Raw genomic sequence first — 24,499 nt, 5'->3', positions numbered from 1 at the left:
AAATACTTTTATAAATAATTAAATCAAAATATGAAAATTACATACATTCCTATATTAAACGATAACTATGTTTGGGTAATTATAAACAACAACAAATTTTGTATCATCGTTGATCCAGGTGATTACATTCCCGTTTTAAATTTTATTAAAAAACATAATTTATACCCAATAGCTATTTTAGTTACACACCGTCATCAAGACCATATTGGAGGGATTAAAAAATTGTTGCAATCATATCCAAAATTATATATATATGGACCTAAAGAAACAAAAAATTTTGGAATTAACAAAATATGTAAAGAAAATGATTATATTTCTATTTTAGGCTACAAGTTTAAAATTATTTTTACCCCAGGTCATACATCTGGACATGTGTCTTATTATATAAAGCCCCATTTATTTTGTGGTGATGTATTATTTTCCGGGGGGTGTGGCAAAATAAAAAATGGAATGATTATAAAAATGTACACTTCACTTAAAAAAATTTCAAGATTACCACAAAATACTTTAATTTATCCATCTCATGAATACACATTAAACAATTTGAAATTTTCTAAATCCATTTGTTCAGAAAATCAAGAAATATCTAATTTCTTAAAAAAGACTAAAAAACTTTATTTAAAAAATCAATGTACATTACCTAGTAATCTTGAAATAGAAAAAAAAATTAATCCGTTTTTGAATTTAAACAAAAGTTTTGTACAAAAATCTACAAAAATTCATAAAGATTTAATGTTAGAACTAAATATTTTATCAACATTAAGAAAAATGAAAGAAAGGTATAAAAGTTAAATTTGGAGCTAAGCGGGGTCGAACCGCTGGCCTCCTGCGTGCAAGGCAGGCGCTCTCCCATCTGAGCTACAGCCCCTCATAAATTTCTAAAACAAAAAATGAAATTAAATAGGCCTGAGTGGAATTGAACCACCGACCTCACCCTTATCAGGGGTGTGCTCTAACCAGCTGAGCTACAAGCCTGCTTTAAAGCCAATCAGAAAATTTGTGTGGGCACAACTTAAAATTAAGAATTATCTTTGTAAGGAGGTGATCCAACCGCAGGTTCCCCTACGGTTACCTTGTTACGACTTCACCCCAGTCATGAATCACAAAGTGGAAGGCGCCATCCGAAAAAATCGGTTAAGATACCTGCTTCTTTTGCAACCCACTCCCATGGTGTGACGGGCGGTGTGTACAAGGCCCGGGAACGTATTCACCGTAGCGTTCTGATCTACGATTACTAGCGATTCCGACTTCGTGGAGTCGAGTTGCAGACTCCAGTCCGGACTACGACGTACTTTATGAGATTTGCTCATCTTTACAGAGTTGCGTCTCTTTGTATATGCCATTGTAGCACGTGTGTAGCCCTGGTCGTAAGGGCCATGATGACTTGACGTCATCCCCACCTTCCTCCGGTTTATAACCGGCAGTCTCCTTTGAGTTCCCGGCCGAACCGATGGCAACAAAGGACAGGGGTTGCGCTCGTTGCGGGACTTAACCCAACATTTCACAACACGAGCTGACGACAGCCATGCAGCACCTGTCTCATAGTTCCCGAAGGCACTTTTCTATCTCTAGAAAATTCTATGGATGTCAAGACCAGGTAAGGTTTTTCGCGTTGCATCGAATTAAACCACATGCTCCACCGCTTGTGCGGGCCCCCGTCAATTCATTTGAGTTTTAGCCTTGCGACCGTACTCCCCAGGCGGTCGACTTAACGCGTTAGCTTCGGAAGTCACTTCTCTAGGAAACAACCTCCAAGTCGACATCGTTTACAGCATGGACTACCAGGGTATCTAATCCTGTTTGCTCCCCACGCTTTCGCACCTCAGCGTCAGTATTCATTTAGGAGGCCGCTTTCGCCACAGGTATTCCTCTAGATATCTACGCATTTCACCGCTACACCTAGAATTCTACCTCCCTCTATGATACTCTAGACTATCAGTTTCAAATGCAGTTCCTTGGTTAAGCCTAGGGATTTCACATCTGACTTAAAAGACCACCTACGTGCTCTTTACGCCCAGTAATTCTGATTAACGCTCGCACCCTCCGTATTACCGCGGCTGCTGGCACGGAGTTAGCCGGTGCTTCTTCTTCGGGTAACGTCAGAAAAATTTATTTATTAGATAAACTTTTTTTCTTCCCCGCTGAAAGTACTTTACAACCCTAAGGCCTTCTTCATACACGCGGCATAGCTGCATCAGGCTTTCGCCCATTGTGCAATATTCCCCACTGCTGCCTCCCGTAGGAGTCTGGACCGTATCTCAGTTCCAGTGTGGCTGGTCATCCTCTCAGACCAGCTAGAGATCGTAGCATTGGTGAGCCATTACCCCACCATCAAGCTAATCCCGTCTGGGTTCATCTAAAAGCGTAAGGCCAGAATGGTCCCCTACTTTGGTTTTTCAACATTATGCGGTATTAGCCATCGTTTCCAATAGTTATCCCCCTCTCTTAGGCAGATCCCCAGATATTACTCACCCGTTTGCCGCTTGCCGACAAGAAAATAAAAAACATTTTCTTTCGATGCCGCTCGACTTGCATGTGTTAGGCTTGCCGCCAGCGTTCAATCTGAGCCATGATCAAACTCTTCAATTAAAATTAATTTATAAAAAAGAAAATAATTTACATAAGTAAATATTAAACATTTTATTCTTAAATTTTAGTGTGCCCACACAAATTTTCTGATATATTTTTAAAGAACATTTTTTTAACTTTTTACATAATTACACTTTTTATCTTCATTGTCAACAACTTTAAAAATAAATTTTTTAATTTATATATAATTTCTATTAAAAACTTAACATAACAACAATCTAAAAATCTATAACACTCAATTACTACGTACTTTAATTATTAATTATATAAATTGAAAATTTTTTATAATCTATTATAAAATATATCTGATAGTTCAAAATCACATTTAACTTAAAAAATTTAATAAACAAAGATGAAATTATGAATATAAAATTAATACTAAAAAAACATGTCACTCAAGCACTAACACGTATCGGAATAAAAAATATAAAATACCTTGTTGTTCATAATACTTATCATAAAAAAACATGGAATTATCAGGTTAATGGAATAATAAAAATAGCAAAAGAACTAAGTATAAATTCTTTTGATTTAGCTAATAATATCGCGTTAAATATACGTAAACACAAAATTTATAAAAAAGTTTTAGTATCTCAACCTGGTTTTATAAGTATTTTTTTAAACAAAGTTTGGATAGAGAAAAAACTAGAAAAAAAAATAAAATCAGTGAGATTAAATATAGATTATGTAAAACCTAAAAATATTATTATAGATTATTCATCACCTAATATGGCAAAAGAAATGCATGTAGGTCATTTACGTTCCACTATAATAGGGGACGCTATAGCAAGAATTATGGAATTCTTAGGACATAATGTCATACGAATAAATCATATTGGAGATTGGGGAGCGCAATTTGGAATGATAATAGCTTATCTAAAAACATATCACAATGAAAATAATACTTTACATGATATTAGTTATGAAAAAATTTATAAAAAAGCAAAAGAAAAATATGAATGCGACAAGATATTCTTGAAAAAAGTAAAGAATTACACTAAAAAATTACAATCTGAAAATAAATCCTGTATAAAAATTTGGAAGAAAATTGTTCAAACTACTATTAAACAAAATGAAAAAATTTATAAAACTCTAAATGTAACTTTAACCAATAAAAATATTATAGGAGAAAGTTTCTATAAAAACATGCTATTCGATATTGTAAAAGATCTACAACAAAAAAAAATAGCTGTAAAACATAATGGTGCAATAATAGTATTTTTAAAAAATTTTAAAAATAGAAATGGAAATTCAATGGGGGTAATTATTCAAAAAAAAGATGGAGGATTTCTTTATTCCACCACTGATTTAGCATGCTTAAAATATCGATATGAAATTCTTCATGCTGACAAAATTCTGTATTATATTGATATAAGACAAAATCAATATTTGATGCAAATAATAGAAATAGGAAAAAAAGCTGGTTATATTCCGAATCATATGAAAGTAGAACATCATATGTTTGGAATGATACTATCTGAAAACAATCGTCCTTTTAAAACACGATCTGGAAATAACATTAAATTATCTTCTTTATTAAAAGAAGCAATAAAAAGAGCTAAAATTATTGCAAAACACAAAAATCCTAAAATCTCTAAAGAAAAACTAAACTTTTTAGCTGAAAGAATAGGAATTGGAGCAATAAAATATTTTGATTTATCTAAAAATAGAACAACTAATTACGTATTTAACTGGGATAACATATTATCATTCAACGGAAATACAGCCCCTTATATACAATATGCATATACTCGAATACTATCAATTTTTAAAAAATTAAACGTTTCTATGTTTAGCTTACAAGGAACAATCAAATTATCAAATATATTCGAAAATAAACTGGGTGCTAAATTATTAGAATTCGAAGAAATAATTTTAGATACAGCTGATAAAGGAATGCCTCATATATTGTGTCTCTATTTATATCAACTCTCGATATTATTTTCAAAATTTTATGAAAACTGTTCTATTTTACTTTCTAAAGATGTTGAAATACGTAATAGTAGATTATTATTAACTTTTTTAACTGCAAGAACACTCAAAAAAGGATTAAATATTATTGGAATTTCAACAATTAACTATATGTAAAATTGTATATTATATACAATATAATATACAAAATTTTTATAAAAAATTACTTTTAATATTAATGTTTAAAATTAAATGTTTAAACATATTAAAGTGATATGTATAAATTTATAAATATGCACCCTCAAAACAACAGAAAATATAAACTAATCGTGTCACTTAAATATTACAAAAAATAAATCTTTAAGATCCCAAAACACTAATAACATGTATTTTTTTATCGTTTTCTTCTAACTCTAAATTAGATAAAATAATCAAATTAGGAAAGATTTTTAATAACATTTTCGACAAATACATACGTAATTTATGATTTACTAAAAGTACTGCTTGGTTACGTAATGAAATTTGATTATCAATATTTTTCTTTAATTCTTGTAAAAAATACTGATATAATCCTGGTTCTAATACATTATTTTTAGCGTTATTGCTTTCACTATTCAAAGTCTGAAGCAATATGCTTTCTAACTTATTACCTAATCTCATCACTTTGATTTCACTATCTTTAAAAATTTTTTGAATAATAAGTTTTTGTAAAGAAATTCTTACTAAACTCGTTAATATTTCAACATCATTTTTATGAGAAGGAGAATTAATTATAAGAGCTTCTAAAATAGTTTGCATATCACTAATAGGAACATGTTCTAATAATAAGTTTTGAATAACTTTATGAAATACTGTTAAACTAATTATATTTGGAACTAAATCTTCTATTAGTTTTGGAAAATATTTCCCAACATAATCTAATAATTGCTGAGCTTCTTGTCTTCCGAATAATTTACTAGCATTATCCAAAATAATTTTATTTAGATGAGTGGGAATAATAGTATAATCTTGAACAACATTATATCCTTTATTCTTTGCATGATTTAACAAAGAATAATCAATCCAGAATGCTTTGAAACCAAAAGTAGGATCAATAGTTTCTTTTTCTGGTAATACATCCAATGTATTATTTGTATCAATAGCTAAAAATTTATTAAGTTGTACTACTCCCCTTCCTACTTCAATTCCTTTAATTAATATACGATAAGTATCATGAGGTAAATAAATATTGTTCCTAATGTGAATCAAAGGAGGTAAAAATCCAATTTTTTTAGCACATTCTTTTCGAACACTACGTATATTATTTAGTAAATTATTTTCTGATTTACTTTGCACCATAGATATAAGTTGATGTCCTAATTCAATTCCTATAGAATCTTCTAATTGTACGTCATTCCAAGTAGCGTCTCGAACATTGTCATAAGAACTCACACGGTCATCTTGCTTATTACTTAAAGAAAACGCTCTAAGTGGTTCAGGGCGTTTATACAATAACCAAGACAATAAAAATAATAAACTAGTAAATAATAAAAAAATAATATTAGGCATACCAGGAACTAGTCCAAGAATCCCCAAAACAATTCCACTTAATAATACTACTCTTGGATTATAAAATAATTGACTAATCATTTGTTCACTTACATTTTGTTCTGTACTGACACGTGTTACAATAACACCAGAAGCTGTAGAAATTACTAAAGCAGGAATTTGAGCTACTAAACCATCTCCTATAGTTAATATCGTATATACCTTAGCTGCTTCAGAAAATAACATATTATGCTGAAAAATTCCAACAATCAATCCTCCAATAATATTAACTGCCATAATTAATATTCCAGCAATAGCATCTCCACGAACAAATTTACTCGCTCCATCCATAGAACCATAAAAGTCAGCTTCTTGTGCAATTTCTAAGCGACGTTTTTTTGCTTCCTTTTCTCCAATTAATCCTGCATTTAAATCAGCATCAATTGCCATTTGCTTTCCTGGCATACCATCTAATGTGAACCTTGCTCCTACTTCAGCTATACGACCTGCTCCTTTCGTAATTACCATAAAATTTATAATAACTAAAATTACAAATACAACTATGCCTATTGCAAAATTTCCGCCTACTAAAAAATGCCCAAATGCTTGTATTACATTTCCAGCAGAATAAGATCCTATATGTCCATAAAGTAAAATAACTCTTGTAGATGCAATATTTAATGCTAAACGCAATAACGTAGAAAATAATAAAACTATGGGAAAAGCAGTAAATTCTAATGTATGAACTGTGAACATCGAAACTAATAATATAACAATTGAAATAGAAATATTAAAAGTAAATAATAAATCTAGAATAAACGGAGCTAAAGGTAAAACCATCATTGATAAAATAATTAAAATTAAAAAAGGTCCAGCTAATATTTGCCATTTTATTAAACTTAATTGTTTTAAAATATTAGATAATAATGAAGTTTTAGCCATTTAATTTTTATCCTTTTTTAAACTATGTAATTTTAAAGGAATAAAAAAATCGTTAGGTTGTTGAGGAAAAATTCCACCCTTTTCTTTCCAATTTTGAACTTTCCACACCCAAGCTAATACTTCTGCAACAGCGGCGTATAATGTATTTGGTATATATTGTCCAACATCTGTATAATGATATAAAACACTCGCTAACGAAAATGAAAAAAAAATAGGAATAGAGTATTTATTGCCTATATTTTTAATTTTAAAAGCCAATTTTCCAGATCCCTTAGCTATAATTTTAGGTGCACTCATATTATTTTTATCGTATTGTAATGCGACAGCATAATGTATAGGATTCATAATAATAACATCAGATTTTTTAACATTAGACAGCATACGACGACGTGCTGTTGTTCGCATCGTTCTTCGAATGCGAGATTTAATATGAGGATTACCTTCCATTTTTTTAAACTCGTCACTTATTTCTTGGCGAGTCATTCTAAGTTTCTTATAAAAACAATATGTTACCCAAAAAAAATCAAATAATACAATAGGAATCATTACTACTAAAATAGTTAAAACACACAAAAAAATTGAAAAAAATCCTTTTTTCAATACAAAAATAATATTTCTATCCATAAAATTTAAAGATTTAAAAAAAAAATCAAACATGTAAATATACAATACATAGCTCACTAAAATTAGTTTTAAAAGTGTTTTAATCAATTCTACAATAACTTGACTTGAGAACAATTTTTTTACTCCTTCAATAGGATTTAATTTCTCAAAATCAAATTTTAAACACTTAATACTAAAATTCGAATTACTGAAAACTATTGAAAGCAATATCACTAAAAAAATAGGAAAAAAAATAATTTTTAATAAATAAAAAATATTAAATTTTACTAACGAAAATAAGTTACAATTTGAAACAAATTCTTCTTTAATAATATCACTATTAAAAGTTAAATGAGAACGCATAATATTTTCGAAAACAATAGATATATAATTTCGATTAAACCAAAAAATAAACAAAACACATATTAAAATCAAAAACATATTTAATTCTCGAAAATATCGTTTGTTACCTTCTTTTTTAGCTTTTTTTAATCGATAACTTGTAGGACTTTCCGTTTTTTCTTCACTATTGTCTTTACTCAAAATTATTACCTTTTTATTAAATAATGTATTTAATATATAATATATTATCTACTAAAAACAAAACATATCGTTATGTTAAATTCAATTTAAATATTTAAAATAATTCTAAAATATAACTATAAACAGAATAAAAACTAAAATTTTAAATTTCTACAAATGTCCTACAGATTTGTAAATATATTACGAACATTATTTTACTTGAGAATCAAAATAAATGCTTGCTAAAAATTATCTATTTTCAACATTAAAAGAAAATCCTAAAAATACAAATAGTATTAGTCATACATTAATGTTACGCGCAGGACTAATCAGACAACACGCATCAGGAATATACACTTGGCTACCTACAGGAATACGAATATTAAACAATGTAAATAAAATAATTCGACAAGAAATGAACAAACTTAATGCACTAGAAATTAAAATGCCAATATTACAATCTGAAAATTTATGGAATTTAAGCAACAGAAACAACATATATGGACTAGAACTATTTAAAATATTAGATCGAAAAAAAAGTAAATTTATATTAGGACCAACTCATGAAGAATTAATAACAAATTTTATTAGTCATGAACTTAAGTCATACAAACAACTTCCATTATTGTTATATCAAATTCAAACTAAATTTCGAGATGAAATTAGACCACGTTGCGGAGTAATACGATCTAGAGAATTTATTATGAAAGACGGATATTCTTTTCATACTAACGTAGAATCTCTTCAAAATACTTATGATTTAATACAAGATACCTACAAAAACATATTTTTAAAAATGAATTTAAAATTTCATATTGTAAAAGCAGATTCAGGAACAATAGGAGGGGTTAAATCACATGAATTTCAAGCATTAAGCGAAAATGGAGAAGACATCATTGCATTATCAAATAAATCTAATTATGCAGCTAATATACAAGTAGCTACTTACAAAATAGAATCTAAAAACAATAGCGTATTAAATACTTTTAAAAATAACTCTCTTTCGAAAACTTCATTATATATTTCAAAAAAATGTAATTTATTAAATAAAAACACAATTAAAACAATATTAATAAAATTTAAAAAAAATAAATTTTTAGCAATATTAATACGTGGAGATTTTACCATTAATGAAACTAAACTATTAAATACAAATGTTATTTCACCTCCTATTAAATTAGCTTCTAAAGAAGAAATACTAGATATAACAGGAACTACACACGAATTCATAGGACCTATTGGATTAAATATACCTGTCATAGCTGATTTTTCAGTAATCTCTCTTGAAAATTTTACTATAGGATCTAATATTACAGGTAAATTTCTTAATAATGTCAATTGGAATAAAGATTTAGATATTCCTAAAAGTTTTGATATCAGAAACGTAGTAAAAAACGATATTAGTCCTGATGGAAAAGGAAAATTAAAAATTAAAAAAAGCATTGAAATAGCACATATTTTTCAATTAGGAGAAAAGTACTCTCGAATAATGAAAGCAGAAATTCGAGACCAAACTGGTCATAAAAAATTCTTAAAAATGGGATGTTACGGAATTGGAATTACGCGAACCATATCTTCTGTTATCGAACAACATAATGATACAAAAGGAATCATTTGGCCTATTTCTATAGCACCATTTCAAGTAGCTATTATACCTATTAATTTTTATAAATCTAAAAAAGTTCAACAAGAATCACAAATAATTTATCATAAACTGCGCAAAAATAATATTGAAGTAATTTTAAATGACAAAGACGAATGTCCTGGAATAATGTTTTCTAAAATGGAACTTATAGGAATACCATATAATATTATAATTAGTGAAAATCTTATAAAAGATGGTAAAGTGGAATATCACGATAGGTCTAAAAATAAAAGAGAAATTGTTTTAAAAAGCATAATAATTTCAATACTTGTACAAAAAATAACATCAGCATAAAAGACGTGGTTAAATTATTTTATGTAACTATAAAAAATTTAACCATATATATTAAAATTTTTCAATAAAACTTTAAAATTATAAAAACAAGAATGACCTATTAAAACTTTAAGAAAATATAACTTTTTCTGCTAAAATGGAATATTTCTTACTAATCTTATTAATTTTTAAGTATCCTACAACAACAACTACTAAATCATTTTTTAAATTAGATTTATATTTTTCTAAAACACTATTATATAATATAACATCTAATTGAAGAAAATGATCTTCTAATAAAAATATTATTATCTTGTTGTTATTCTTTGTTACTTTGTGTTTTAACATAGTTATCATACCACATACAGTTACTCTATGATTATTTTTAAAACTCCATATATCCTTAATACGAACACAATTTGAGAACGCTTGAAATAAATTCAAATACTCATCAACGGGATGTCCACTAAAATATAACCCTAAACTATCTTTTTCCCAATCAAGAATTAACTTTTTAGAACAACTGACATGAGCAGAAGAATTATCGTTTCTTATTTTTTTTAAATCCATAAATAAAGATCCAAATAATTCTATCTTTTTTAATTTTTTATATTGTAAATATTGATAAGCAGATTGTATTATGTTTCCATAGTCTTCCATTAAAGCAAATCGATTAGGTTCTAAACAATCAAAGCTTCCTGATTTAATTAACCTTTCAATTACTCTTTTTGTTAATTGTGGCAAATTAATGCGAATACATAAATCAAATAATTCAGAAAACAATCCATGTTTTTTTCTATTACTAATAATAGAAGAAACAATATTTTTTCCAATTCCTTTTATTGCTCCTAAACCATAAATAATATTTCCAAAACTATCTACTTTAAAATAATAATCGCTTATATTAATATTTGGAGGTACAATACTTAATTTCATTCTTTTACATTCACGTATTAAAATAACTAATTTGTCAGTATTATCTATATCAGCGTTCATCGCAGAAGACATAAATTCAGAAGGATAATACACTTTTAACCATAAAGTTTGATATGAAACTAAAGCATAAGCAACAGAATGAGATTTATTAAATGCATACCCAGCAAAATTTTCTAACAAACTAAAAATATTCATTGCTAATTTCGAATCAATACCATTTTTTTTAGATTTTAATTTAAATATGGCTCTTTGCTTATTCATTTCTAATGGATCTTTCTTTTCCATAGCATAACGTAAAATATCTGCATTTCCTAAAGTATAATTTGCTAATACCTGAGCAATTTTCATCACTTGCTCTTGATACAAAACTACTCCATATGTAGATTTCAAAATAGGTTTTAATAAAATATGCTGCCATTTTTTGTCAGGATAAAATACTTTCTCTCTTTTATGCTTTCTATTTATGAAATTATCTACCATACCTGATTTTAAAGGACCTGGACGAAATAAAGCTATAAGGGCTACTAAATCTTCAAAACAGTCCGGTTTTAAACGAAAAATTAAATTTTTCATTCCGTATGATTCTAATTGAAAAATTCCAACAGTATGAGATAAACGCAAAAATTTAAAGCAATTGTAATCTTTTAAAGAAACATAATTTATATCTATTAACTTTTTCTTATTTTTTAATAAGTTAAAATTTACTATTTTTATAGTATTATAAATTATTGTAAGTGTTTTCAATCCAAGAAAATCAAATTTTACTAATCCTATTGATTCAATGTCTGATTTGTCAAATTGAGTAACAGGATTAAAACCATTTTCATCACAATATAAAGGAGAAAAATCCGTAATATTTCCTGGTGAAATAACTACTCCTCCAGCATGCTTCCCAACATTCCGAGTTGTTCCTTCCAATTTTTTAGAAATTTCAATTAATTTTTTTACTTCTTCTTCAGAATTATAAAGTTTTAAAAATTCTGGAGAATAAGACAAAGCTTTATCTAAAGTCATTCCAGGATCTAAAGGGATTAATTTAGAAATACGATTTAAAAACCCATAAGGAAAACCTAATACTCGACCAACATCTCTGATAACTGCTTTGGCCGTTAAAGTTCCAAAAGTGATAATTTGAGATACAGATTTTCGGCCATAAACTTTTGAAACATGTTCAATAACTTTGTCTCTACTTTCCATACAAAAATCGATGTCTAGATCTGGCATCGAAGCACGTTCTACATTAAGAAATCTTTCAAATATTAAATCAAACTGCAACGGATCTAATTCTGTTATGTTTAAAACATAAGAAACTAAAGACCCAGCACCTGATCCTCTTCCAGGTCCAACAGGAATAAAGTTTTTTTTTGACCAATTAATAAATTCCATGACTATCAAAAAATATTCAGAAAAACCCATTTTGAATATTATGTCCAACTCAGAAAATAAACGAGAAAAATACTTCCTTTGACATTGATCTCTAGTATCCTTATCAGGATAAAGATACATCAATCTCTTTAACAATCCTTTTTTTGCCTTAGAAATTAAATAGTCATTGGCACTATTTTTAATTTTTGGAAATTTCGGTAAAAAATATTTCCCAAATTGTAAGATAACGTTACAACGTTTTGCTATTTCTACACTATTTAAAAGAGACTCAGGAAGATCTAAAAATAATTTAGACATTTGAATTTCATTTTTCAAAAATTGTTGAGGCGTATAATCATGATTAGCTTTTTTGTCAAATATCGTATATCCTTTGTTGATAAAAACTCGATACTTATGAATTAAAAAATCACTTTTATTTAAAAAACAAACTTCATTTGTAGCTACTAAAGGTATACCTTCTTTAATAGACAAATATTTTACTAATTCAATATACTCTTCTTCATATAATTTTCCAGTACGAGTTATTTCAAAATAATAAGAATCACGAAAATATTTTTCATAAAATACCAAATTTTTATAAACTTCTAACTTATTATCTTGTAGTAAATTAATTCCAATATCACCATAACAACCACCTGATAACAAAATGATATCTTCACAATGCTCAGTTAACCACGTTTTTTTTATTGATACTCCAACCTCGTTGGTATATCCATTTTGATATGCTCGAGAAATTAAAAGAATTAAATTTTTGTACCCTATATTAGTTTTTGCTAACAAAGTAACTCTAGTCAAACTATCTAACACATTAGAATTATCAGAACTCATATTAAAATCAACACCTATAATAGGCTTAATACCTCGATGAAACGCTTCTTTATAGAATTTAATTGCACCATGCAAGTTACTAAAATCTGTAATAGCAACAGCAGGCATACCTAATTTTTCTGTTCTTCTAATTAATGCACTAGGTTTAGCTAATCCATCAATCATAGAAAAGTCACTATGCACTCTAAGATGAATAAATTTTGGATTTAGCATAAATGCATTCCGATAATAATATTTACTTACATATAAATAAGTTATTTTAATATTAAATTAAAAATAATTGTCATATATATTTAAAATATATTGTTAAAAATAAAATTCTATAACTATCTACTATATACAACAGACATTTGTGTATCACATACCATTTTCTCATTTACTACTACATTTCCATGAAATCGCATTATATTTGTTCTAAAATTTAAAATATTTACATATATAATCATTGTATCACCTGGAAATACTTTTTTTCTAAATTTTGCATAATCAATGCTAGAAAAATAAAATAGTTTTTTTTTGCATAACTCAGTCATACTTTTAAATGCTAAAAAACACGCTGTCTGAAGAATTGATTCTAAAATTAATACTCCTGGAAAAATTGGATAATTTGGAAAGTGTCCTTTTAAAAAAGAACTTTTAAAATTTACATTTTTAACTGCAATAACATATTTTCCTCTTACATATTTAATAATTTTGTCAATAAATATAAAGGGATATTGATGGGGCAAAATTTTTGAAATATCTTTAGATATTAATATACACATATAAAAAATTACAAATTATTAAACTAATATGAATTATATATAACTTAACAATCATTAACATGATAAATTGATAATTAAAACGCTTTCAATATAATTAAACATTACTTCTTTTAAACATATTTCAAAAAATTTTTCAAAAACTATAATTTAAATATGTAAATAGCATGTACAAACATCTTAAGAATTCTATGTAAAATCATAAAAACTTGGATATCTATTAATATTAATACCTAATTAGAAGTACCAAATCGACGATTTCTTCTTAAAAATGAAAAAATTGCTTTTTCAAAAAACTTTCTATTGAAGTCAGGCCAAAAAACATCAATAAAGTACAATTCTGAATATGCAATTTGCCAAATAAAAAAATTACTTAATCGATATTCTCCACCAGTGCGAATTACAAAATCTATAGGAATACAATCATTGATAGATACGTTCTCGGAAATAGTAGATTCAGTAATATTATCAATAGATAAAGAGTTGTTCATTACCTGACGAGAAATTTTTTTAACAGCTTCAACAATGTCCCATCTTCCTCCATAATTTACAGCAATGTTCAATATCAAACCATCATTATCTTTAGTTAATTTTTCTGCAATATCAATTTTCTTCCTTAAAACAGAATTAAATTTAGTAGTATCTCCAATAACTTTTAAACATATATTATGTTTATTTAAATTTTTAACTTCATGATATAATCCAAAAAAAAATAATTCCATTAGCACCATGACTTCTAAAATTGGTCGTTTCCAATTTTCACTACTAAATGCATATAAAGTGAGAACTTTCAACTTATAAAATATAGAAAATGACACCGCTCTTCGAATAGATTTTAACCCTTCTTTATGACCAAAAACACGAGGCTGTCCCCTTTTTTTAGCCCATCTTCCATTACCGTCCATGATTATAGCTATATGTTTCGGAAAAATATCTTCATAGTTTTTATTGTGTTTCAAAAAATTTTTTAATGACATAAATGTTCTATAACCTAAATTCTACTAATAAAATAATAATTTTATATTTCATTTGAAAAATTCAGAAATAATCTCATGTGTTTTAACTCGAGAAACTCTATCAATATTTAATATTTCATCAAAATCAAGAGGATTAGAAAAAGATAACATATTTAATACAGATTCAACAACTTTGTGAATATCAGTAAATCGAATTCTTGAACGTAAAAATTCAAAAACAGCGACTTCATTCGCAGCATTCAATACTATTATAGAAGCATGTCCACTACGATACGCATGTAACGCTAACTTCAAACATGGATATTTTTTAAAATTAGGTTTTTTAAAAGATAATTTTTGAAGTTCAAAAAAATCGAGATGAGGTAAATTAAACATTACCTTATCGGGCCAAAACATTGCATATGCAATAGAGATTCTAATATCGTTAGCAGATAAATTTGCTATCACACTTCCATTTTGATATCTAATCATAGAATGAATAATTGATTCCGGATGTATTACTAACTCTATTTCAACATTACGAACATTAAATAATAATTTAGTTTCAATGTATTCTAATCCTTTATTCATCATAGTAGCTGAATCAACTGAAATTTTTTTTCCCATAATCCAATTTGGATGCTTACAAGCTTGATACGGGGTGACATCTCTTAACTGACGCAAAGGAAATTTTAAAAAAGGGCCTCCGGAACCTGTCAAAACAATAGATTTTACCCCATATTCATTTAAGTTTATCGATCTTATATTTTTTTGAATATTAATAGGAAAACTTTGAAACATAGCATTCTGTTCACTATCAAGAGGTATTAAAACAGTGTTATTAGCTTTTATTTCTTTCATCAATAAATGATTTCCAATAACAAGAGACTCTTTATTAGCCAACCATATCGTTTTTTTAGACTTAATTGCATGTAATGTAGAAATCAAACCTGAAGCACCAATAATTGCAGAAACAACATAATCCGCTGATTCTAAGCTAGCTAATTGACAAGAAGCTTGATTTCCCGAAAGAACTTGAGTTTTTATATTTCTTTTCTCAAGTTGAATTTTCAATTCTTTAGCAGCTTTTATACTTCTTAAAGAGGCCCATTTTGGAGAAAAAATTTCGCATTGTCGAATCATCGTTTTTATATTTTTATCAGCAGATAACGCAACTACTTTAAACAATTTAGGATTTTTTTGAATAATCGATAAAACATTAATTCCAATCGATCCCGTAGAACCTAAAATAACTATTTTTTTCATAGTATTATCCAATACAAAAGACTAAAAATTTTAAAAAACAATATTTTTCGCAACAACCAAAATATAACGTTATACAATCTATTATTTATAGTTCGTGTATTAAACCATTGATCATATATTCATTAAATCATGTTCTTTTATTTTTAAAATTTTAGAAATCTTATTTATATAAAAATCCGTTAAAATCTGAACATCACTCTGTAAACTTTTTTCTATATCACTACTAATTAATTTTTCTTTTAAAGTACGTTTAATTTTCTCATTAGAAGAACGACGCACGTTTCTTATACAAATTCGACTTTGTTCCGAAAAATTTTTTGCCATCTTAATATAACTCTTTCTTCTTTCCTCTGTTAAAGAAGGCAATACTATTCTTAAATCATTTCCTATTGAAATTGGATTTAAACCAAGATTAGAATTTACTATAGACTTTTTCACACGATTTTTAATAGAAACGTCAAATAAGCTAATTTTTAAAGTATTAAAGTTCTCTACAATTATATTAGCTAATTTTTGTAATTGTACATTATTTCCAAAATAATCTATATAAATAGAATTTAAAATTGAAGGAGATGCTCTATCTGTACGTAATGTATCAAGATTATTTATCAGTATTGTAATACAATTTTCCATTTTAGTTTTTGAAAATTCCTTAATATTTTCAATCATAATAATATCCTTACGATTTTCATGAATAACATTTGCATAAAATATGCAATCAAACATTAATACTATCTAAAAATTTTATGAAAATATTTAAACCATATATTTAAAAGGAAGATTTAATCAATGTTCCTTCTTGCTTCCCTCTAACAATACGAAATAAAATTCCTGGATTATATATATTAAAAATACAAATTGGCAATTCATAATCACGAGCCAATATAAAAGCAGACAAATCCATAACTTTTAATTCTTTGTTTAAAACTTCATCATAAGTAATTGTTTTATATAATATTGAGTCACAATATCGATTTGGATCACTGGAATAAACTCCATCAACTTTAGTTCCTTTTAAAATAATATCAGCTTGTATTTCTATCGCACGTAAACAAGCAGCAGAATCTGTAGTAAAACATGGATTTCCTAATCCACCAGAAAATATAACCACACTTTTTTTATTTAACCAATTTATAGCTTTTTCAAAATGATAAATTTCACATATAGAACCAATTTGAAATGACGACATTAAGCGTACATTAATATTAATTCTACTCATTGCATCATGCAATATTAATCCATTAATAATAGTTGATAGCATACCTACGTTATCTGAAATGATTTTGTTTACTCCAAAATTTGCTAATTTTCCTCCTCGAAATATATTCCCTCCACCAATAACTAAACCTACTTGAACGCCAAAATCTACAACATCTTTTATTTCTTTTACAATACGATCTAATTCCTCTATATCTATTCCAAATTCACTATTACCTAATAACGATTCACCACTTAATTTTATTAAAATGCGTTTAAATTTAAATATTGCATCATTTTTGTTTGACATTTAAAATTTATTACCGAAATAAGTTAAAATAAATAAAATAAACATGTTACTAACTCTATAAAGTTACCAATACTTAATTAAAACTGCAATAACCGCCACCAGGCGGTTTATTAATAATATTTAAGTTCATCATTTATAAAACATAATCTTCACCTAAATCAATTCTCCTACTTCAAATCGAAAAAATGAAATTATTTCAACATTATTTTCTAATATAATATCTCCAACCGTTTTATGAGGATCAAAAACAAAATTTTGTCCTAATAACGATACCTTATTTGAAAATTTAGTCATTTTTCCTTGTACTATTTTTTCTATAATAAATTCAGATTTTTTAGATTTCTTAGCTAATTCTAATTGTATATTATATTCTCGATTTAAAACAGACTGAGGAATAAGTTTAGGACAAAGATATTCAGGTTTACTAGAAGCTATATGCATAGCAATGTTTTTAATTAATTTCTCTTGGCAATAAGATTTAGTTTGTACTAAAACACCTATTCGATTATGATGTAAATAACTACCAATATTAGATCCATTACACACTACTGAGCGACGAATAAAAATATTTTCATTTAGTTTCGAAATTAAATCAATTCTTTTTTGTTCGAAAAATTTTCTTAACAATTTTTTATCATCTGTTCCTGAAACAATTAAATAATTTATTATATCTTTTCCAAAACTTAAAAAATTATGTTCTTTCGAAACAAAATCAGTTTCGCAATTTAACTCTAACATAGCAGAATGTTTTTCATTACGACCAATGAATATGCAACCTTGAGAAGTAATATTCGATTGCTTTTGTACTGCATTTACCTGTCCTAACTTTCTTAAAAAATCAATAGATTTTTCAAAATTTCCTTTTTGTTGTACCAAAGCATTCTTACAATCAACTATTCCTGCACCAGTCTGAAGACGCAATTTCTTTACTAAAAGTGCTGTAATTTCTTTCATTAAATATCCTTCAAATTATACTATTTTAATTTTAAGAATTGATTTCATTTTTGTTTATTACGCTACTAACGATAATTTTAGAAACAGCATTTAAATACAAAGTTATTGCTCTAATAGCATCATCATTTCCAGGAATGATAAAATCTACTCCATCAGGATCAGAATTAGTATCTACTATAGAAAACACCAAAATTCCTAAATTATTAGCTTCTCTTATAGCTATCTTTTCATATTCTGCGTCTATAACAAACAAAGCATCAGGCAATCCTCCCATGTTTTTAATACCACCTAAACTACTTTCTAATTTATACAATTCACGCATACGTAATAATGCTTCTTTTTTTGTTAGTTTTTTAAACGTTCCGTCCTTGGACTGTAATTCTAAATCTTTTAATCTTTTTATTGATTGACGTACAGTTTTCCAATTTGTTAACATTCCTCCCAGCCATCTATGACTGACATAAAATTGTTCACATAATATTGCTGTACTTTTTACTATTTTACGTGCTGACTTTTTCGTTCCAACAAATAATATCTTTCCTTTTTTTGACACAATTTTTTTTAACTCAGACAATGCAAAATGAAACATTGAAAAAGTAATTTCTAAATTTATAATATGAACCTTGTTTTTTGAACCAAAAATGAAAGATTTCATTTTCGGATTCCAATAACGAGTTTGATGGCCAAAATGTACACCTGCTTTTAGCATATCTTTGATTGATGTAACAGACATAGATGCTCCAACAAATAAATACAAGAAAGTAACATAAAGTTAAATTTGAATAAGACATATTTTTAATATAAATTAGAATAAAATTCTATAAGTTTAAAAAGTTAAAATGTAATTAAATCTATACAATAACATATATGTATCAATAACATTTGAACTGTTTTTTTAATATCTAACAATATAATACTTTAAAAGTATAAAATACAAACATTTTAAAAGATATAATTATCCAATAATATCTATTATTACAAAAAATATTTATAATAAATATTTATAAAAACTAATACATAAAAATATCATGACCAATATCTCTATAAAAAAAAATTATGAAATAGAAAAAATGCGAAAAGTTGGAAAGCTAGTAGCAGAAGTTTTAGAAATGATTAAAAATCATATTAAACCTGGTATCTCTACAGGAGAACTAGATTTAATTTGTCATAAATATATGATAAATCACCAAAAATCTAAACCAGCATGTTTAGGATACAATGGATTTCCAAAATCTATATGTGTTTCTATCAATAACGTCGTTTGTCATGGAATTCCTAGCCATAATAAAAAACTAAAACATGGAGATATTGTAAATATCGATGTAGCAATTATAAAAAATAAATACTACGGAGATGCATCTAAAATGTTTTTCGTCGGAAAACCCACAAAACTGGGAAAATTACTATGTAAAGTAGCTAGAAAAAGTTTATATTTATCATTAAAAGTTATAAAACCCGGAATACTTTTAAATGAAATTGGAAAAACGATACAAAAACATGTGGAAAATTATCATTTTTCTATAGTAAAAGAATATTGCGGTCATGGAATTGGAACTAAATTTCATGAAGAACCTCAAATATTACATTATAATCATCACAGTGACAAAAAAATAGTTTTAAAACCTGGAATGACATTTACAGTAGAACCTATGATAAATGCAGGTAATTGCGAAGTAAAATGTATGGATGATGGGTGGACAGTAAAAACAAAAGATGCTAGTTTATCTGCTCAATATGAGCATACAATTTTAGTTAACGAAGAAGGATGCGAAATATTAACAATACAAAAAGGGGAAAAAATTCCAAAAATATTAAAAAACTAATAGTTATTAAATATCTTTTAATTTTAAAATCAAATTACTTAAAACATGCTATTGTAATATTTATACTCAAAACAAAATATATCATAAATCAAATATGAAAAATTTAAAAAAAATAATTGAAAATACATTTGAAAATAGAAACGACATTGATTTCGAAAACATTGACACGTCAATTATCACTACTATTAATCAAGTAATATCTATGTTAAACGAAGGCATATTAAGAGTTTCTGAAAAGATAAAAAAAACTTGGATTACCCATGAATGGATTAAAAAAGCTATTTTATTATACTTTATTACAAACAAAAATAAAATTTTAAAAAATGGAGATATTCAATATTATGATAAGATAAAATACAAATATTCGAAATATCAAAAACATCACTTTATTCACGATAAAATCAGAATTGTTCCTCCTGCATCAATTAGATACGGAACATTTATTGGGAAAAATACTGTCTTAATGCCATCTTTTGTGAACATAGGTGCTTATATTGATCAAGGAACCATGATAGATACATGGGCAACAGTTGGATCTTGCGCGCAAATAGGAAAGAACGTGCACTTATCGGGTGGTGTTGGAATAGGAGGAGTGTTAGAACCCATACAAAACAATCCTACAATAATTGAAGACAATTGCTTTATCGGAGCAAGATCTGAAATTGTTGAAGGAGTGATTATAGAATCTAATTCAGTTATTTCAATGGGTGTATACATAGGAAAAAGTACAAAAATTTATGATAGAGAAAAAAAAACTATTTCTTACGGGATTGTTCCAAAAGGATCTGTCGTAGTTCCAGGAAGTCTACCTTCTAAAAACAAAGATTATAATTTATATTGTGCTATTATCGTAAAAAAAGTAGACAGTAAAACACTTGACAAGATAAAAATAAATAAAATTTTAAGAAATATTAAATAAATACTTTTAGAAAAATTGTTTTAGAATATTTTAAGCGCACATATGCAATTAAAAACCAACCTACCTAAAATAAAATGTTCAATTTTTATTTTAGGTAAGTATTATTTTTACTCTTGTGTTAACAAATATATCATTTCATTTCCACGTTTAACATGAAATACTAACACTTCTGGATTATTACTTAATAATTTTCTAAAATCCTCTAGAGAGGATATCTCATATTTATTTATATCAATAATAATATCATCCTTTTTAAAACCAATACGAAAAGCTTCTGTATCTTTTTTAACACCCTCAACGTAAATACCTTTTTTTTGACCATTTAAATAAAAATCACTTAACTCAGCACCTCCTATTGATTCTCTTAAACTTCTCGAATTAATTTTTCGTATAACTCGCAATTTTAACTCTGCAACAACAGATTTAAAATTTCCGTTTCTTAATAACCCTAATTCCATTTTTGTATTAACTGGTAAAGAAGCTATTTCAGCGCGTAACGCTAAAAAACTTAAAATAGGTTTTTTGTTTAAAGAAACAATAATATCTCCAGGTCGTATTCCTGCAACATCAGCTGGTGACTTTGAAACTACTCGACTAACAAAAGCTCCTTGACTTATATCTAATTTCATAGCTTTAGCCAATTCAGAATTCAATTCTGAACCTGAAATACCTAATTCATTACGATGTACTTGACCATAAGCTATCATTTGTTTAGCTAAACTGTGTACTATATTAACTGGAATTGCAAATCCTATACCTATATTTCCACCATCTGGTGCTAAAATCGCAGTATTAATTCCAATTAATTCTCCTTTTAAATTAATTAATGCCCCTCCAGAATTACCTCGATTAATAGCCGCATCAGTTTGAATAAAATTTTCATAACTTTCAATATTCAATCCAGTTCGATTTAAAGCAGAAACAATTCCTGAAGTAACAGTTTCACCTAAACCATATGGGTTACCAATAGCAATAACATAATCCCCTACTCTCAATGAATTTGAATCAGCAATTTTTATTTCTTGTAAATTCTGAATATCATCTAATTGTAGTAAAGCAATGTCGAAACGCGAATCTCTACCCACAACTTTTGCATTATATTGACTTCCATTACTTAATTGAACTTGAATTTTATTAGCGTGATCAATAACATGGTTATTAGTAACTACATATCCTTTTTTAGAATTAATAATTACACCTGATCCTAATGCACGAAATTGCTCGTTATAAGGGCCGCTATCTGAATCATCCTTACATAATGGAGAATCTCTAAATGGAGATCCTTTTTGACATAATGGAGAAGTATCTTTAAAAAATGGTTGAAATTGACGAGGAATATAACGATTTTGAACAATAATACTACCTTCAACATTTATACTTACTACGGAAGGCATAACTTTCTCCAACATCGGAGCTAAACTAGCATTAAAAGATTCTAAACGTGATATATCTCGAAGCAATGGAGATTTATTTGACGAAATACCTACATTTAACAACAAAATAATACATGTAGAAACTATCTGCAATAATAATACTACAATTTTCATCTTTTTCTCATCATTAAATTAAAATTTAACAAAACATTTAAAATATAGTTAAATACGCTTCAAAATTAAAACTTTAAAATAATACTCTTTTATTTAATTCAATTATATAATATATACATCTATTTTATACAAAATTAAAATAAAAATTTGCTAAATATAATTATTATACGAAAATAAGTAATAGTTCATTAATATCTAAGTTAAAATTTAAAATTAATAGAAATTCTAAAATCTGCTCATTGGAATTTATTTGGTGTTTAAAATATATATAAAACAAAAATATGCATTCTATTTAAAACATAAGGAAATAATGAAAAACTACTTAAAAACACATTTTTTTTTTATTTATAATATTGTATATAAATTTGTCAAAAAAAGAGCATAATAAAATAATCTATCTATCCGGAATAACCATGGGCACAACATGGAAAATAAAATTTATTCCTAAAAACATCAACAAAAATAAACTAATTCAAGAAATTAAAAAACAAATTAATAAAGATAACAATACATTGTCTTTTTGGGAAAAAAACTCTGAAATTTCTAAATTTAATAACTACAACAGTACTACACCTAAACATATTAGCAAAAATTTAGCACAAGTTATATCAACAGCATTAATAGTAGGTAAAAAAACATTTAATTCTTTAGATATTACTATAGGAAAATTAATTAATCTATGGGGATTTGGACCTAATTCTGTTTTGTTTCATATTCCAAATAACAACGACATCAAACATGCACTATTCTCAACAGGATTAAAAAAAATACAACTTATCAAAAAAAATAAAAATTACTATTTAAAAAAAAAAATAAAAACAATAACATTAGATCTATCCACATTAGGAGAAGGTTTTATTGCAGACCATTTAGGAGAATTATTAAAAAAAAGAGGAGTTAAAGACTTTATAATTTCTGTAGGAGGAGCAATTGTTAGTCACATTGGAAACGACCTTTCTAAACCTAAAATAATAGCTATACAAAAACCGATAGATACAACATTAAAAATCCATATGCTTGTAAAACTATATAACCATTCTATTAGTACATCAGGAACATATAGAAATTATTATTATTTAAATAAAAAAAAAATAACACATTTAATTAACCCTAATACAGGGAAACCTATTGAAAATAATTTAGTTTCAGTGAGTGTAATTTCAAAATCAGCATTAGAATCAGATGCATGGGATACAGGATTAATAATATTAGGATTTGAACGAGCTAAAAATCTAGCAGTCAAAGAAAAGTTAGCTGTATGTTTGATAAGACAATATAAATCCACCTTATTTACTTGGATTTCCCCCCGATTTCATGATTTTTTAATAAAAAACTTATTTCATTTAATGAAATTATAATATATAAATTATAAGTTCAACCTCACAATAAAAACAAAATTTAAAAACCTAAAATATATAGATTTACATTTAAAAATAAACATTTTATCATAAACTTATAAATTTAATCTAAAATTCAATATATATGTTGTAATTATAACGTTATAAATTCGAATTCTTAGCTATGTATATAAATAATTCAAAATACATAAAAAATATTAAATATCTATTTTCAAACCATATTTTAAAAAAGCAAAAATTATGAAT

The 24,499-nt window shown here is 26.8% G+C and carries 17 protein-coding genes, 2 tRNA genes and 1 rRNA gene; 6 read left to right on the top strand and 14 right to left on the bottom strand.

The window, feature by feature from the left end; translation table 11 throughout:
* The first annotated feature begins 30 nt into the window (after positions 1 to 30).
* Positions 31 to 792, top strand: a complete 762-nt coding sequence (gene gloB / locus U0T63_01150; GenBank protein XBC39441.1) for a hydroxyacylglutathione hydrolase — start codon at positions 31 to 33, stop codon at positions 790 to 792.
* 3 nt (positions 793 to 795) lie between these two features.
* Here the strand turns inward: gloB and U0T63_01145 are convergent.
* From U0T63_01145 to U0T63_01135, 3 genes are all read right to left on the bottom strand, one after another.
* Positions 796 to 868 (bottom strand) — tRNA-Ala (locus U0T63_01145).
* A 33-nt stretch (positions 869 to 901) separates the two neighbouring features.
* Positions 902 to 975 (bottom strand) — tRNA-Ile (locus U0T63_01140).
* A gap of 59 nt (positions 976 to 1,034) precedes the next feature.
* Positions 1,035 to 2,589 (bottom strand): 16S ribosomal RNA (locus tag U0T63_01135).
* Between the two features lie 360 nt (positions 2,590 to 2,949).
* Here U0T63_01135 and argS point away from each other — a divergent pair.
* Positions 2,950 to 4,677: an arginine--tRNA ligase gene (gene argS / locus U0T63_01130; protein XBC39440.1), complete on the top strand. Its 1,728-nt coding sequence runs from the start codon at positions 2,950 to 2,952 to the stop codon at positions 4,675 to 4,677.
* Between the two features lie 183 nt (positions 4,678 to 4,860).
* On the opposite strand, the gene flhA is transcribed toward argS, so the two are convergent.
* On the bottom strand, positions 4,861 to 6,969 hold the full coding sequence (gene flhA / locus U0T63_01125) for a flagellar biosynthesis protein FlhA (protein ID XBC39439.1): 2,109 nt from the start codon (positions 6,967 to 6,969) through the stop codon (positions 4,861 to 4,863).
* Positions 6,970 to 8,115, bottom strand: coding sequence for a flagellar biosynthesis protein FlhB (gene flhB / locus U0T63_01120; GenBank protein ID XBC39438.1), 1,146 nt, complete (start codon positions 8,113 to 8,115; stop codon positions 6,970 to 6,972).
* A 214-nt stretch (positions 8,116 to 8,329) separates the two neighbouring features.
* Here flhB and U0T63_01115 point away from each other — a divergent pair, with 214 nt between their 5' ends.
* Entirely contained in the window at positions 8,330 to 10,033 is a 1,704-nt protein-coding gene (locus tag U0T63_01115; protein ID XBC39437.1) for a proline--tRNA ligase, read from the top strand.
* 108 nt (positions 10,034 to 10,141) lie between these two features.
* Here the strand turns inward: U0T63_01115 and dnaE are convergent, their stop codons facing one another.
* The 8 genes from dnaE to rpsB all read right to left on the bottom strand — a co-directional run bounded on the left by dnaE (position 10,142) and on the right by rpsB (position 19,339).
* Positions 10,142 to 13,375, bottom strand: a complete 3,234-nt coding sequence (gene dnaE / locus U0T63_01110) for a DNA polymerase III subunit alpha (GenBank protein XBC39436.1) — start codon at positions 13,373 to 13,375, stop codon at positions 10,142 to 10,144.
* A gap of 113 nt (positions 13,376 to 13,488) precedes the next feature.
* On the bottom strand, positions 13,489 to 13,926 hold the full coding sequence (gene fabZ / locus U0T63_01105; GenBank protein XBC39435.1) for a 3-hydroxyacyl-ACP dehydratase FabZ: 438 nt from the start codon (positions 13,924 to 13,926) through the stop codon (positions 13,489 to 13,491).
* 230 nt (positions 13,927 to 14,156) lie between these two features.
* Positions 14,157 to 14,900: a polyprenyl diphosphate synthase gene (gene uppS / locus U0T63_01100; protein XBC39434.1), complete on the bottom strand. Its 744-nt coding sequence runs from the start codon at positions 14,898 to 14,900 to the stop codon at positions 14,157 to 14,159.
* A gap of 48 nt (positions 14,901 to 14,948) precedes the next feature.
* Positions 14,949 to 16,145 (bottom strand): 1-deoxy-D-xylulose-5-phosphate reductoisomerase, encoded by a 1,197-nt coding sequence (ispC, locus tag U0T63_01095; protein XBC39433.1) that lies wholly within the window; start codon positions 16,143 to 16,145, stop codon positions 14,949 to 14,951.
* 111 nt (positions 16,146 to 16,256) lie between these two features.
* Positions 16,257 to 16,814 carry a ribosome recycling factor gene (gene frr / locus U0T63_01090; protein ID XBC39432.1) on the bottom strand — a complete coding sequence of 186 codons (558 nt, stop codon included), beginning with the start codon at positions 16,812 to 16,814 and terminating at the stop codon, positions 16,257 to 16,259.
* A 100-nt stretch (positions 16,815 to 16,914) separates the two neighbouring features.
* Complete coding sequence (pyrH, locus tag U0T63_01085; protein XBC39431.1) at positions 16,915 to 17,652, bottom strand: UMP kinase; 738 nt, start codon at positions 17,650 to 17,652, stop codon at positions 16,915 to 16,917.
* Positions 17,653 to 17,805: 153 nt separating this feature from the next.
* Positions 17,806 to 18,606: a translation elongation factor Ts gene (tsf, locus tag U0T63_01080; protein XBC39430.1), complete on the bottom strand. Its 801-nt coding sequence runs from the start codon at positions 18,604 to 18,606 to the stop codon at positions 17,806 to 17,808.
* A gap of 31 nt (positions 18,607 to 18,637) precedes the next feature.
* Positions 18,638 to 19,339, bottom strand: coding sequence for a 30S ribosomal protein S2 (gene rpsB, locus U0T63_01075; GenBank protein XBC39429.1), 702 nt, complete (start codon positions 19,337 to 19,339; stop codon positions 18,638 to 18,640).
* A gap of 295 nt (positions 19,340 to 19,634) precedes the next feature.
* Here rpsB and map point away from each other — a divergent pair, with 295 nt between their 5' ends.
* Together map and dapD are read left to right on the top strand one after the other, a co-directional pair.
* Positions 19,635 to 20,429, top strand: a complete 795-nt coding sequence (gene map, locus U0T63_01070) for a type I methionyl aminopeptidase (GenBank protein ID XBC39428.1) — start codon at positions 19,635 to 19,637, stop codon at positions 20,427 to 20,429.
* Between the two features lie 94 nt (positions 20,430 to 20,523).
* The gene (gene dapD, locus U0T63_01065; GenBank protein XBC39427.1) at positions 20,524 to 21,348 is read left to right on the top strand and encodes a 2,3,4,5-tetrahydropyridine-2,6-dicarboxylate N-succinyltransferase; all 825 of its coding nucleotides are present in this window, start codon (positions 20,524 to 20,526) and stop codon (positions 21,346 to 21,348) included.
* A 107-nt stretch (positions 21,349 to 21,455) separates the two neighbouring features.
* Here dapD and U0T63_01060 read toward each other — a convergent pair whose 3' ends face one another.
* Positions 21,456 to 22,895: a Do family serine endopeptidase gene (locus U0T63_01060; GenBank protein XBC39426.1), complete on the bottom strand. Its 1,440-nt coding sequence runs from the start codon at positions 22,893 to 22,895 to the stop codon at positions 21,456 to 21,458.
* 413 nt (positions 22,896 to 23,308) lie between these two features.
* Here U0T63_01060 and U0T63_01055 point away from each other — a divergent pair, with 413 nt between their 5' ends.
* Positions 23,309 to 24,253 (top strand): FAD:protein FMN transferase, encoded by a 945-nt coding sequence (locus tag U0T63_01055; protein ID XBC39425.1) that lies wholly within the window; start codon positions 23,309 to 23,311, stop codon positions 24,251 to 24,253.
* Positions 24,254 to 24,499 lie beyond the last annotated feature (246 nt).

The sequence above is a fragment of the Buchnera aphidicola (Nurudea shiraii) genome, assembly GCA_039829955.1.
Classification (GTDB): Bacteria; Pseudomonadota; Gammaproteobacteria; order Enterobacterales; family Enterobacteriaceae; genus Buchnera_B; species Buchnera_B aphidicola_AY.
Note: the sequence above shows the minus strand (reverse complement) of the source record. Positions and strands in the feature narration are given on the sequence as shown.